The sequence below is a fragment of the Phenylobacterium sp. NIBR 498073 genome (assembly GCF_027286305.1).
Lineage (GTDB): Bacteria > Pseudomonadota > Alphaproteobacteria > Caulobacterales > Caulobacteraceae > Phenylobacterium.
The window spans coordinates 3,348,592-3,361,424 of record NZ_CP114599.1; the positions used below are offsets into that span (position 1 = coordinate 3,348,592).

The following is a 12,833-nucleotide window of genomic DNA, read 5'->3' on the forward strand; positions in this document are numbered from 1 at the left end:
GGCATGATTTTGCTTAGGAATCTGAATGATTGACTTCATCCAGATACATGTTGACCATCATGCAGATTACCGACTGGAAGATTTCGATGACCACCGCCACCATTTTGGCCGAAGCCGCCGCCCACCCGTTCGACCATGCCCTGGCCCTGCAGCCCGTCGGCGAGGGCGTCTATGAAGGGGTTCCGAGCCCGCGCTACTGGAACATGGCCGGTCCGTTCGGCGGGATCACGGCGGCGACCCTGCTGAAGGGCGTGCTCGACCACCCGGCCCTGCGCGGCCGGCCGCTGGCCCAGACCGTCAACTTCTGCGCCGCCATCACCCCCGACCCGTTCGTCCTGAAGGTGGTCCTGGAGCGCGACGGCAAGTCGACACAGCATTGGAGCGTGCGCCTGGAGCAGGCCGGCCAGATGGCGGCCAACGCCACCCTGGTCACCGGCCCCGAACGCGAAACCTGGGCGCACCAGCCGGCGCAGCCGCCGGACGTCGGCGAGGCGTCCAGCGTGCCGGTGTTCGACACCGCGGCGGCGACCGCCTGGTTCGCCCAATACGAGATGCGCTTCGAGCATGGCGCCTTCGGTCAGGACCAGCCCTCGCATACCGGCCTCACCCGCGCCTGGCTGCGCGACCGCCAGCCCCGGACGCTGGACTACCTGGCGCTGGCCTCGATGGCCGACGCCTTCGCGCCGCGGGTGTTCCTGATGCGCGGCGTGCGCGCGCCGGCCGCGACGGTGAGCCTGTCGACCTACTTCCTGGCCGCGCCGGATGAACTGGCGGCGCAGGGCGTGCGCCCGATCTTGGGAGAGGCGCAGCCGCGCGCGGCGCGGCACGGTTTCCACGACCAGAGCGTCGAACTTTGGTCCGACGCCAAGTCGCTGCTTGCGGTCTCGCACCAGTTGGTGTGGTTCAAAGACTAGAAGAACGAAAAAGTACAAGACGGGGGACTAATGGGGGGAATTCGACGCGGGCGCGCCCAAATGGGCGCCGCCTCGCTGGCGCTGGGCTGGCTGCTAGCCGGCCAGGCCGCCGCGCAACCGGCCAAGGCCGAGGACGGAACGGCGACATTTCCGGCCGCCTTCTTCGCCCAGTACAACCCGGTGACCGCCGCCGACATGGTCGCCCGCACGCCCGGCTTCGAGCTGCGCGACGGCGATGACCGCCGCGGCTTCGGCGGCTCGGCCGGCAACCTGCTGATCAACGGGGAGCGCCCGAGCTCCAAGACCGCCGCCTCGGAGATCCTCAAGCGGATCCCGGCCAGCGACGTCGTGCGGGTCGAGGTGATGTCGGCGACCAACGCCTCGGCGGACGTCAGCGGCCAGACCCAGGTGGTCAACCTGGTCATCAATCAATCGGCGGCGCGCAAGCCCTCGACCACCTTCGTCGTGGGCCTGCGCCAGATCCAGTTCTCCGAGCGGATCGGCTGGACGCTGCAGGCCTCGCGCTCGATGGCCCTGTCGTCCACCGCGGACCTGTCGCTGGACGTCCAGGCGCCCAACACGCTCGGTCGCGGGGAGATCCGCGACCTGCTCTATAACGGGGCCGGCGACCTGACCGGCGCCCGGTACCAGATCGGCCAATCGACCAATGTCAGCCTGCAGGGCTCGGCCCACCTGCGCTGGCGCCCCAACGGAGAGGACGTGATCAACCTCAACGTCCAGTACGTGCCGACCTGGAACGGGACCGACACCGTCCAGTACGAGGCCCTGGCCACCACCGCCCTGCGCAGCAGCCTAGTCGGGCGCACGGAGTACGACGACAACTACACCGCCGAGATCGGCGGAGACTGGGAACACCGTTTCTCGCCGGCGCTGTCGGTCAAGCTGATCGGGCTGGTGTCGCAGTCGAGCGTCGTCCAGCAGGACGTCTACGACATCTTCACCGCCCCGGCGGCCAACCTGCTCCGCACCCAGGACCGCACGACCAGCGGCGGCGAGCGCATCGCCCGCGGCGTGGTGAAATGGAACGCGTTCTCCAGCCACGCCCTGGAGTTCGGGGGCGAAGGCGCCTTCAACTTCCGCGACACGACGCTCGACATCGTCAATCAGCCGCGCGGCGGACCGCCGATCCGCGTCCCCCTGCCCGTGGCCGACGCCCGGGTCGAGGAGGTGCGCGGCGAGCTGTTCGTCACCGACATGTGGTCGGCGTCGCCCAAGCTGACGATCGAGGGCGGCGTCAATGTCGAGTTCTCACGCATTTCCCAGACCGGCGACCAGGAGCAGGAGCGCGAGTTCAACTTCGTCAAGCCTCGCCTGAACGCGACCTATGTGGTCAATCCCGATCACACCTTGCGCTTCAGCCTGGTGCGCGACGTCGCCCAGCTCGACTTCGCCGAATTCAGCAGCACCATCGACTTCGTGAATTCCTCGACCATCCAGGGCAATCCGAACCTGGTGCCGGAAACGGCCTGGAAGTCGCGCATCGAGTGGGAGGGCCGCTTCGGCCAGCGCACCGCCGTCACCCTGGCGGCCTTCGCCGACGCGGTGCAGGACGTCCACGACCTGGTCGAAATCGGCGGCTTCGACGCCTACGGCAACATCGGCGACGGCACGCGGATCGGGGCCGAGGTCCGCGGGACCGTCCCGCTCGACAAGGCCGGCCTGCGCAACGCCGAGCTGCGCTTCAACGGCCTCTACCAGCAGACCCGCGTCACCGACCCGATTACGGGCCAGGAGCGTTCGTTCTCCGTGCCGCTGGAGCGCCAGGGCACGACGTCCGGCGCGCCGGTGCTGAACGCAGGCAACAAGGACTGGGCCTATGTGGTCAATTTCCGCCAGAACCTGCCGGCGATCTCCTCGGCCTGGGGCGTGACGGCCGTGCAGTGGGCCGAGCGCGACGAGTACCGGCTGGCCGAGACCATCAGCTATGTGCGGCCCGAACCGCGCATCGATCTGTTCGTCGAGACGACCCTGATCAAGCCAGTGACCGTGAAGCTCTACATCAACAACATCCTCACCTCCTCCGAGGAGCGGACGCGGACCTACTTCCGCGGCTCGCGGGCCGGCGGTCAGATCGACCGGATCGAGGAGCGGCTGTCCGATGGGGGCCCGGAAGGCTCGCGGGTCGTCGGCGTCCTGGTGTCGGGCCGCTTCTAGGCCTCGGCGGCGTCCATCGCCGCCTTGGCTGCGGCCATCATCTTGGCGAAGGCGCCGCTGCGGATCAGCTCGCGGCGCTCCTCCAGACCGCGGTGCAGTTCGGCCAGCACCCTGGCGGCGTGCTCGTTAGTCTGGATCGCCGCCCACCAGGCCGCGACGTTGGCCGCCTTCGGCACCGGGTTCTCGACGCCGGTCCCCGGCAGCACGTTCTCGATAAGGAACAGCGCCGGCACCAGCGCGCAGTCGGCCAGGGTCAGTCGCCCGCAGCAGGCGTAGCCGTCGGCGCCGATCATCTTGTCCAACGCCTTGACGTTGCGCACCACCTGGCCGCCCAGCAGGTCGACGATCCCCTGGTCGCGGCTCTCCGCTCGCGACTGCGGACCGAGCATGAACATGTTGTTCATCAGGTAGACGTCGCCGATCCGCGCCAGGGTGCGGATATGCGCGGTCTCACGCGGGGTGGCGCCGAGCAGCGAGGGCTGCGGATAGACCTCCTCGATGTACTCGGCGATGACCTCGGATTCCGGCATCAGGTCGCCGTCGAGGTCGAGCACCGGGATGCGGCCGATGGGCAGGCGTTGGCGGAAGGACGGCATGCCGAAGTCGGCCGGCCGCTCCAGCTCGATGTCGGTGATGCCCTTGGCGTAGATCTGCATCCGCACGCGGGCGGAATAGGGGCTGAGATCCCCCGAATAGAGCTTGGGCATGGCTTCCTCCTGAAGGACCTTGTTTTCCCTTAGAGAGCACGGATTCCGCACGCCGCCCATGGCTACGGCTGGAACAACCGCGCCGCGCCCCCGTTCCCTGCTGCCCTACCCATCACCGCAAGGAGGAACGCCATGACCAGCCCCGCCGACCTGCGCGAGAAACTGTGGAAGTCCCTGAAGTCCGACAAGACCTTGATGCTCGGCCTGGCCGGCGTCGACGAGGGTCACGGCCAACCGATGACGGCCCAGCTCGATGGCGACGACACCCGTGCGATCTGGTTCTTCACCTCGCGCGACACGGACCTGGCCCAGGCGCTCGGCGCCCGCCACGAGGCGGTCGCGCACTTCATCGACAAGGGCCACGACCTCTTCGCCACCCTGCACGGCGACTTGGTGGTCGACGACGACCCGGCCATGATCGACCGGCTCTGGAACAAGTGGGTTGCGGCCTGGTTCGAAGGCGGCAAGTCCGATCCCAAGCTGTTGCTGCTGCGCTTCGAGCCCGACCGCGCGCAGATCTGGCTGAACGAGAACAGCCTGTTCGCCGGCGTGAAGATGCTGCTCGGCGCCGACCCCAAGAAGGACTTCGCCGACAAGACCGCCGAGGTCCGCCTCAACTAGACGCGGTACAGCCGCACCGGCGAGCCGGCCGCGCGGGCGATGACCCGCTTGGCCTCAAGGTCGAGCTGGACGCACTTCAGCCACCAGCCGGCCTTGTCGCCGCCGGGAAACAGGTCGCCCGGCAGCTTCGGCAGCAGGGCGGCCTTGGCCGCCGCCACGGTGAGGCCCGGCGCTTCCCCCGGCAGCACGGCCAGGAGCGCAGTCTTCATCGCCCCGTACTTGGCGGCGTCGACGCGGGACGTGCGGCCCGGGCTGTTGGGGTTCTCGACCTCGACCTTGTCCGACACGCGCGTCTCCTCCCGTTGGTTAGTCAGTTCGCGGCGGCGGCGCCCGGATAGTGCACCTGCGCTCCCGGCCCCAGCGGCAGGTCCAGCAGCACCCAGCCGACGGTCATGGCGATGCCGGCGGCCATGAAGCAGAGCGCATAGGGCAGCATCAGCGCCAGCAGAGAGCCGACGCCCATGCCCCGGTCCCAGCGCTGACCGAACGCCAGGATCAGCGGGAAGTAGCTCATCAGCGGGGTCATGATGTTGGTGTAGCTGTCGCCCATCCGATAGGCGGCGGTGGTCATCTCAGGGCTGACGCCGAGCAGCATGAACATCGGCACCACCACCGGCGACAGCGCGCTCCACTTGGCCGAGGCCGAGCCGATGAACAGGTCCAGGAACGAGGACAGCAGCAGCACGCAGACCAGCAGCACCGCCGGCGGCAGGGCCATGGCCTGCAGCGCCTCGGCGCCGTTGATGGCCACGATCGGACCGATCCGCGACCAGTTGAACATGGCCACGAAGTGCGCGGCGAAGAACACGAACACCAGGTAGGGCGCCATGGTGCGCACGCCGTGCTGCATCATCTGCACGACGTCGTCGGCCGACCGGACCGTACCGACAGCACGGCCGAAGGCGATGCCGCTCAGCACGAACAGCAGGAAGAAGCCGGCGATCAGCGAGGCGTAGAGCGGCTGCAGCCGCGAGGGCCCGACGGCGTCCTGGTCGATGAACGGGGTGTAGCCGGGCCACAGGGCCAGGGCGGTGAAGCTGGCCACCACCGCCAGCGCCGCCACGCCGGCCCAACGCAGGCCCTTGCGCTCCTGCGCGGTCAGCCCGGCCTTCTCGAGGTCGGCGCGCAGTTCCTCGTCGACCACCCCGTTCCAGACGCCCAGCCGAGGCTCCACCACCTTGTCGGTCAGGAACCAGATGATCGGGGTGAACAGCGCGACGATGGCGCAGATGTAGTACCAGTTGCCGAGCGGGTTCATCGTCCAGTCCGGCTGCACGATGCGGGCGGCCTCCTGGGTGAAGCTGAGCAGCAGGACATCGATCTGGCCGGGGATCAGGTTGCCGGCGTAGCCGCCGGACACCGCCGCGAACGCCGCCGCCAGGCCGGCCAAGGGATGGCGGCCGGCCACCGCGAAGGTGATCGCCGCCAGCGGGATGAACACCACGTAGGCCGCGTCCGACGCATGGTGCGAGACCATGCCGATCACCGCCACGATCGGGGTGAGCAGCGCCTTGTGGGCGTTGCCGAGCGAGGCGCGGATCAGGGCCGAGAACATGCCCGAGCGCTCGGCGACAGCCGCGCCCAGCATGATGGTCAGCACCAGGCCCAGCGGTGCGAAGCCGGCGAAGGTGCGCGGCATCTCGGCGAACAGGCGGGCGATGTTCTCCTGCGAGAACAGGCTGGCGGCGCGATAGGTCAGGACGCCGTTCGCCAGTTCGGCGTGCTCGGGCGCCTTGGTCCCCGAATAGGGCAGCGAGGCCTGCCAGCCCATCGCCGCGCCCAGCGCCGACAGCAGCATCAGGGCGAAGATCAGATAGACGAAGATGATCGTCGGATCGGGCAGCAGATTGCCCGCGCGCTCGACGAACCCCAGGAAGCCGCGCTGGCGGTCGGGTCGGGTTTCGTCGGTCATCGGGGCTCCTGGCGCCGCTTGGAAAGGGCGACCTGTCTAGCCAAGCCTTTGAATGCCGACCATCAACTTCTATTTGACCAGGCTAGACCGGTCCGCCGCCACTATTCGGGCACGGGCGGCGGAGCCTGGCGATACCAGGCCAGCTGCTCGCTGGTGGCCAGCAGCCGCCCGTCGCGCGACCAGTAGCTGGAACGTTCGTCCGAGGCGCCGCCGCCGCCGACCCGCCCCTCGCACTCGATCAGGATGAAGTCGTCGCCGAGGACGGCGATCTCCTCGGCCGTGGCGTGCAGGTAGGCGGTGAGCGACAGGGTCGTGGTCATCACCCGGTCGAGCGCGTACATCGCGCGCGGCGCGGAATTGTCCGTCACCATGGCCAGCAGCGCCTTGTCCCACACGCCATTGCGCGGCCGGACCCAGGCCAGCGAGCGGGAGTCGCCGCCGGGCTTGGGCGGGAAACCGTCGAGGGTGCGCCGCTCGAAGGCCGAGGCCCCGAAATGCAGCGGCCCGGCGGGGTGGTCGGGAGACGGCAGCTCGTCAGGCGACGGCGCCTGCGGCAGGGTCGCGAACGCGAACGGCGCCGTGGGCGGTCGCCGCGCCATGGTGATCATGCCGTGGACGCCGACCTCCTCGACGCCCTGCGGCCGCAGCTCGACCTCCCAGACCCCGATGGAGCCGCCCTGGCGCAGCCGGCGCGTGCGCACGTCGAGCTCGCCAGACGGCAGCCCCGCGGCGTAGGTCAGGGTCATGGACAGCACCTCGCCGCTCGCCTCGGGCTCGGCCTCCAGCGCCCGGACGCAGAGGCCGAGCGCGTAGCCGCCCCACAGACCGCCGCCGGGATTGCGCCACTCCGGCGCGGCGAAGGTCGTCCATCTGCCGGGCGCGCGCGATTGCAGGGCGATGTCGTAGGCGGGGTTCGAGGACGTCGTGGACATATCGCCGTTCTACTGGCCCGGCGCTCGCGCGCAAGACCGCGCCAGACGGCCGCTGCCCGCGCGCGAGATCGGCGCGACCGCCGGCCGCTCTCGGAACAAACGCCGATGAAGCATGTTCTCCGACGATTGGGCGGGAGAGACCTGAGCGTCGCGCGATTTGCGCGGCGCCCCTTGGGATTGGGCTCCATCATGACTTCCACCCGCCACGCCCGCGGAGCGTCGCACGGCTGGGCTGCGGCCCTGTGCGCAACGGTTCTCACGCTTGCGACGACTCCAGCCGCGCACGCCGAACAGGCGCCGCCCGCCGCCGAGAGCCCGGCGACGCTGTTCCAGAACGTCCGGGTGTTCGACGGCAAGCACGGGATGCTGTCGGCGCCGTCCAACGTTCTGGTGTCGGGCAACAAGATCTCCCAGATCTCCACCGGCCCGATCGCCGCGCCGCCGGGCGCGAAGGTGATCGCCGGCGGCGGCCGCACCCTGATGCCCGGCCTGATCGACGCCCACTGGCACGCCATGCTGATCCGCGGAACGCCGGCCGAGATCCTGTCCGGCGACGCCGGATACTCCAACCTGCTGGCTGGTGCCGAGGCTCACGATACCCTGATGCGCGGCTTCACCACCGTGCGCGACGTCGGCGGCCCGGCGTTCAGCCTCAAGCACGCCATCGACCAGGGCGTGATCGACGGGCCGCGCATCTATCCGTCCGGTGCGATGATCACCATCACCAGCGGCCACGGCGACTTCCGCCAGCTCACCGACCTGCCCCGCCGGGCCGGCCAGCTGACCCGTGTGGAGGAACTCGGCGGCGCGGCCATCGCCGACAGCCCCGACGAGATGCGCATGCGCGCCCGCGAGCAGCTGATGCAGGGCGCCTCGCAGATCAAGGTGACGGCCGGCGGCGGGGTGTCCTCGCCGTTCAGCCCGGTCGACGTCACCACCTTCACCGAGCCGGAACTGCGCGCCGCCGTCGAGGCGGCGGAGAACTGGGGCACCTATGTGGTCGCCCACGCCTTCACCGACGAAGCCATCCGCCGCTCGGTCCACGCCGGGGTGAAGGTCATCGAGCATGGCTTCCTGATGAGCGAGCCCACCGCCCAGCTGATCGCCCAGAAGGGCGTCTGGCTCAGCCTCCAGCCGCTGCCGGAGGCCCTGCGCGAGGGCTTCCCGGTCGGCTCGGTCCAGCGCGAGGGCGCCGACGAGGTCTGGCCCGGCATCGACCGCACCTATCGGCTGGCCCGCAAGTACAAGCTCAAGACCGCCTGGGGCACCGACGTGCTGTTCTCTCAGGCCCTGGCCCAGCAGCAGGGCGCGATCCTGGCCTCGCTGGCGCGCTGGTACACCCCGGCCGAGGCGCTGATCATGGCCACCTCGACCAATGCCGAGCTGCTGCGCCTTTCGGGTCGCCGCAATCCCTATCCGGGCGCGCTGGGCGTCGTCGAGCAGGGCGCCTACGCCGACCTGATCCTGGTCGACGGCGATCCGCTGACCAACCTCGACCTGATCGCCGATCCCGCCCGGAACTTCCTGGTGATCATGAAGGACGGCAAGATCTACAAGGACACGCTGTCGAACTGACGCCGTCGTCGCGCCCAACGCCGCAGTTTGCCCCTCCCCCCTCCCCCTTGCGGCAGAGTCCCGCTATATGCGCGCCCATGAGCGCTCAGCCTGGCAAGACCCTCCGCGAAACCGCCGCCGAGTACGGCCTGAAGTCGGAAGAATACGACGTCATCCTTCAACGCCTGAACCGCGAGCCCAACGAGGTCGAACTGGGCGTGTTCTCGGTGATGTGGAGCGAGCACTGCTCCTACAAGTCGAGCAAGAAGCACCTGGTGAAGTTCCCGACCACGGGCCCGCGGGTGATCTGCGGTCCGGGCGAGAACGCCGGGGTCATCGACATCGGCGACGGCCAGGCCTGCATCTTCAAGATGGAGAGCCACAACCACCCGTCCTACATCGAGCCCTACCAGGGCGCGGCGACCGGCGTCGGCGGCATCATGCGCGACGTCTTCACCATGGGCGCGCGCCCGGTGGCGCTGCTCAACGCCCTGCGCTTCGGCGATCCCAGCCATCCGAAGACCAAGCGCCTGGTGAGCGGCGTGGTCGCCGGCATCGGCGGTTACGGCAACTGCGTGGGCGTCCCGACCGTCGCGGGCGAGACCAATTTCCACCGCGGCTATGACGGCAACATCCTGGTCAACGCCATGTGCGTGGGCCTGGCCGACGCCGACAAGATCTTCTACTCGGCCGCCCCGGCCGCCGGCTTCAGCGTCGTCTACTTCGGCTCCAAGACCGGCCGTGACGGCATCCATGGCGCGACCATGGCCTCGGCCGAGTTCGACGACGCCTCGGACGAGAAGCGTCCGACCGTGCAGGTCGGCGACCCCTTCGCCGAAAAGCTGCTGATCGAGGCCACCCTCGAACTGATGGCCTCGGGCGCGGTCGCCGCCATCCAGGACATGGGCGCGGCGGGCCTGACCTCGTCGTCGGTCGAGATGGCCGGCAAGGGCGGCGTCGGCATCGAGCTGACCCTGGACGACGTGCCCCAGCGCGAAGAGGGCATGACCGCCTATGAGATGATGCTGTCGGAAAGCCAGGAGCGCATGCTGGCGATCCTGAAGCCCGGCCGCGAGCGCGACGGCCACGCCATCTTCGAGAAGTGGGGCCTGGACGCGGCGATCATCGGCGTGACCACGGACACCGGCCACCTGGTGCTGAAGCACAAGGGCGAGACCGTCTGCGACGTGCCGCTGGCCCCGCTGTTCGACGACGCGCCGCTCTACGACCGTCCGTGGGTCGCCCCGGCCCAACTGCCGCGCCTGGCGCCGGCCGACGTCGCCGCCCCGACCGACTACGCGGCCGCCGTGCTGAAGCTGATGAGCAGCCCGGACATGGCCTCCAAGCGCTGGCTGTGGGAGCAGTACGACCGTCACGTGATGGCCGACACCCTCGAGGACTCGGCCACCGGCGCGGACGCCGGCATCGTGCGCGTGCACGGCACCAAGAAGGCGCTGGCCGTCACCTCCGACTGCACCCCGCGCTACGTCCTGGCCGACCCCTTCGAGGGCGGCAAGCAGGTCGTGGCCGAGGCTTGGCGCAACCTCACCGCGGTCGGCGCCGATCCGATCGCGATCACCGACAACCTGAACTTCGGCAACCCCGAGCGGCCCGAGATCATGGGCCAGATCGTCCGCGCCATCGAAGGCATGGCGGAGGCCTGCCGCGACCTCGACTTCCCGGTCGTGAGCGGCAATGTCAGCCTCTACAACGAGACCAACGGCGCGGCCATTCCGCCGACCCCGACCGTCGGCGCCGTCGGCCTGATCCCCGACTACGCCCACCGCGCCGACTTCGCCGGCATGAAGGACGGCGACGCGCTGGTGCTGCTCGGCGCCACCGCCGGCGAACTGGGCGCCTCGATGTACCTGCGCGAAGTCCTGGGCCAGGAAATCGGCGCCCCGCCCAGCGTGGACCTCGCCCTGGAGCGAAAGGTCGGCGACCTCGTGCGGAGCCTGATCCTCTCGGACCAGGTCACGGTCTGCCATGACTTGTCGGACGGCGGCCTGATCGCCGCCGCGGCCGAGATGGCCCTGGCCTCGAACACCGGCTGCGCCCTGAAGGCCGCGGCGTCGACCGCACCGCACGCCTACCTGTTCGGCGAGGACCAGGCCCGCTACCTGGTCGCCGTCAAGGACGCCGCCCCGATCCTCGCCGCGGCCCAGGCGGCCGGCGTCGAGGCCGCCGTTGTCGGCAAGGCCGGCGGCGCGGACCTGGCGGTCGAAGGCCTGTTCACCCTGCCGCTGGCCAAGCTCCGCGCCGAGCATGAGGGCTGGATGCCGGCCTATATGGGCGGCTGATGTCCAAGCTCCGCCGCCTCATCGACCTGCCCGGCGTCCGCGACCTGGAAGACAAGGCGCTGATGCAGCCGCGCTACGCCGACGTCGACGCGCGCTCGACGTACCCGGAGATCGACGAGGTCTCGCGCGCCCTGTTCGGCCTCACCCAGGACGAGGCCGACGACGTGACGCGGCCGGAAGGCTGGGACCGTATCGAGCGCAAGCCGGTGCGCGACCAGGTCATCGCCTTCGAGGCCGAGGGCTGGGACACCACCGACGACAAGCGTCGGCCGCTGCGGATGTTCGACCATTTCGCGCCGCAGCTCTGGCTGGCCCTGCGTGGCGTGGCCGGAGAGCTGCCGTTCCAGGCCGAGCCCGACCCCGACGAGGCGGTCTATTCGTCCCTCGCCGCCGACGCCGCCAAGTTCCGCCGCGACCGGCGCTAGCTGGTATGGGCGGCGGGGATACATCCGGGGGGCGCGCTCGCACGTAGGTAGGCCATGACCCGCCTCCTCGCCCTCGCTCCGCTCCTGCTGCTGGCCGCCTGCGCCAGCGCCCCGACCCGCTCGGGCTTCCTGTCCGCCTACGACGGCTTGACGCCTCGTACCGACACGGTCCGCGCCAAGGTCGAGCAGAAGCGCGACGAGGCGATCCTGGCTGATGTCCGCCAGGTCGCCATCGAACCCACCGTCCTTGTCGGACCGGGCGACTGGCTTACCCCCGGCGAGGTCGTGCTGCTGCAAAGGGAGCTCGACGCCCAACTCTGCTTCGAGCTCTCCGAACGCTTCGACATCGATCCCGCCGCGCCCAACCGGGTTCGCGTGGCGATCACCCGCGTGGATCCGACCGGACGCGCCGCCTCGGTCGCCTCGGCCGCGGCAGGGTTCTTCATTCCCGGACCGTTGGGACTACGCGCGCCGGGAACGCTCGGGTCGCTGTCGGCGGAGGCGGAGATGCTACAGGGCGAGCGGCAGGTCGTCGCCGTCAGCTGGAGCCGCAGCGCCACCGCCATCGGCACGGACGATCCCTCGCTGAGCCGCGTGGGCGATGCTCTGCAGTTCGCCGAACCATTCGCTGACGCCGTCGCCGCGGCGATGACGCCGACCGGCCTCAAGTCGCGTCCGATCCCAAAGCCCGACCCCTGCGCCGAGTTCGGCAGCCGTTTCCGTCCCGAAGGCTGGGCGGCCAAGTTCGCGACCGGGCTCTATGTGCCGCAGATGAGCGGCGCCAAGGCCGAGGAAACCGACGACGGCCGCTAGGCGCTGGCCTTGGCCAGCAGCTCCAGGGCCGCGGCCGCGAACGCCTCCATGTTCGCGGCGCGATCGCTTGAGCCGGTCTCGATGGTGGTCACGAACTCGACCGGTCCCGACACCGCCACGCAGGTGTGGCCCGCCGCGTCGCCATAGGGGTTGCCGGTCGGCCCGGCCGCGCCGGTCTCCGAAACGCCCCAGGTCGCGCCGAACCGCTCGCGCACGGTCCGGGCCAGCAGCAGGGCGTAGGGCTCGCTGGCCGAACGCATGCCCTCCAGCGCCTCCTTCGGGATCTCCATCAGCATCACCCGCGCCTTGGGCGTGTAGACCACCCCGCCGCCCAGATAGTAGGCCGACGCGCCCGGGACGCTGAGCAGCGCGGCGCTGATCAATCCGCCGGACGAGCTTTCGGCCACGGCGACCTTCTCCTTGCGCGCCTTCAGCTGCTCGCCGATCTGGGCGGCCTGCGCCATCAGAGCCTGCATTCGA

The 12,833-nt window shown here is 69.8% G+C and carries 12 protein-coding genes; 7 read left to right on the forward strand and 5 right to left on the reverse strand.

The genetic code is table 11. The annotated features are described in order from the left end of the window. Positions 1 to 29: 29 nt before the first annotated feature. Complete coding sequence (locus O4N75_RS16770) at positions 30 to 914, forward strand: thioesterase family protein (RefSeq protein ID WP_269626599.1); 885 nt, start codon at positions 30 to 32, stop codon at positions 912 to 914. Between the two features lie 60 nt (positions 915 to 974). Next, entirely contained in the window at positions 975 to 3,089 is a 2,115-nt protein-coding gene (locus O4N75_RS16775; RefSeq protein WP_269626600.1) for a TonB-dependent receptor, read from the forward strand. Here O4N75_RS16775 and O4N75_RS16780 read toward each other — a convergent pair. After that, entirely contained in the window at positions 3,086 to 3,796 is a 711-nt protein-coding gene (locus O4N75_RS16780; RefSeq protein WP_269626601.1) for a glutathione S-transferase family protein, read from the reverse strand. The genes O4N75_RS16775 and O4N75_RS16780 overlap by 4 nt on opposite strands. Before the next feature lie 132 nt (positions 3,797 to 3,928). On the opposite strand from O4N75_RS16780, the gene O4N75_RS16785 reads away from it, so the two are divergent. Continuing rightward, positions 3,929 to 4,417 (forward strand): pyridoxamine 5'-phosphate oxidase family protein, encoded by a 489-nt coding sequence (locus tag O4N75_RS16785; RefSeq protein WP_269626602.1) that lies wholly within the window; start codon positions 3,929 to 3,931, stop codon positions 4,415 to 4,417. Here O4N75_RS16785 and O4N75_RS16790 read toward each other — a convergent pair. The 3 genes from O4N75_RS16790 to O4N75_RS16800 all read right to left on the reverse strand — a co-directional run bounded on the left by O4N75_RS16790 (position 4,414) and on the right by O4N75_RS16800 (position 7,261). Further along, positions 4,414 to 4,704: a hypothetical protein gene (locus O4N75_RS16790; protein ID WP_269626603.1), complete on the reverse strand. Its 291-nt coding sequence runs from the start codon at positions 4,702 to 4,704 to the stop codon at positions 4,414 to 4,416. The two genes, O4N75_RS16785 and O4N75_RS16790, sit on opposite strands and share 4 nt — an antisense overlap. 23 nt (positions 4,705 to 4,727) lie before the next feature. Next, a complete protein-coding gene (locus O4N75_RS16795; RefSeq protein WP_269626604.1) occupies positions 4,728 to 6,329 on the reverse strand; it encodes an AbgT family transporter in 1,602 nt (533 codons plus the stop codon). Between the two features lie 101 nt (positions 6,330 to 6,430). Next, the gene (locus O4N75_RS16800; protein WP_269626605.1) at positions 6,431 to 7,261 is read right to left on the reverse strand and encodes a thioesterase family protein; all 831 of its coding nucleotides are present in this window, start codon (positions 7,259 to 7,261) and stop codon (positions 6,431 to 6,433) included. Positions 7,262 to 7,450: 189 nt separating this feature from the next. Between O4N75_RS16800 and O4N75_RS16805 the strand changes: the two genes are divergently transcribed. The 4 genes from O4N75_RS16805 (at position 7,451) to O4N75_RS16820 (ending at position 12,353) form a co-directional block, all read left to right on the forward strand. Next, positions 7,451 to 8,836, forward strand: a complete 1,386-nt coding sequence (locus O4N75_RS16805; protein WP_269626606.1) for an amidohydrolase family protein — start codon at positions 7,451 to 7,453, stop codon at positions 8,834 to 8,836. 77 nt (positions 8,837 to 8,913) lie between these two features. Continuing rightward, entirely contained in the window at positions 8,914 to 11,115 is a 2,202-nt protein-coding gene (purL, locus tag O4N75_RS16810) for a phosphoribosylformylglycinamidine synthase subunit PurL (protein WP_269626607.1), read from the forward strand. After that, on the forward strand, positions 11,115 to 11,540 hold the full coding sequence (locus O4N75_RS16815) for a hypothetical protein (RefSeq protein ID WP_269626608.1): 426 nt from the start codon (positions 11,115 to 11,117) through the stop codon (positions 11,538 to 11,540). Before purL ends, O4N75_RS16815 begins: the two co-directional genes overlap by 1 nt. 54 nt (positions 11,541 to 11,594) lie before the next feature. Continuing rightward, positions 11,595 to 12,353: a DUF3313 domain-containing protein gene (locus tag O4N75_RS16820; protein ID WP_269626609.1), complete on the forward strand. Its 759-nt coding sequence runs from the start codon at positions 11,595 to 11,597 to the stop codon at positions 12,351 to 12,353. Here O4N75_RS16820 and O4N75_RS16825 read toward each other — a convergent pair. Further along, positions 12,350 to 12,829, reverse strand: a complete 480-nt coding sequence (locus tag O4N75_RS16825; protein ID WP_269626610.1) for a CinA family protein — start codon at positions 12,827 to 12,829, stop codon at positions 12,350 to 12,352. The genes O4N75_RS16820 and O4N75_RS16825 overlap by 4 nt on opposite strands. Positions 12,830 to 12,833 lie beyond the last annotated feature (4 nt).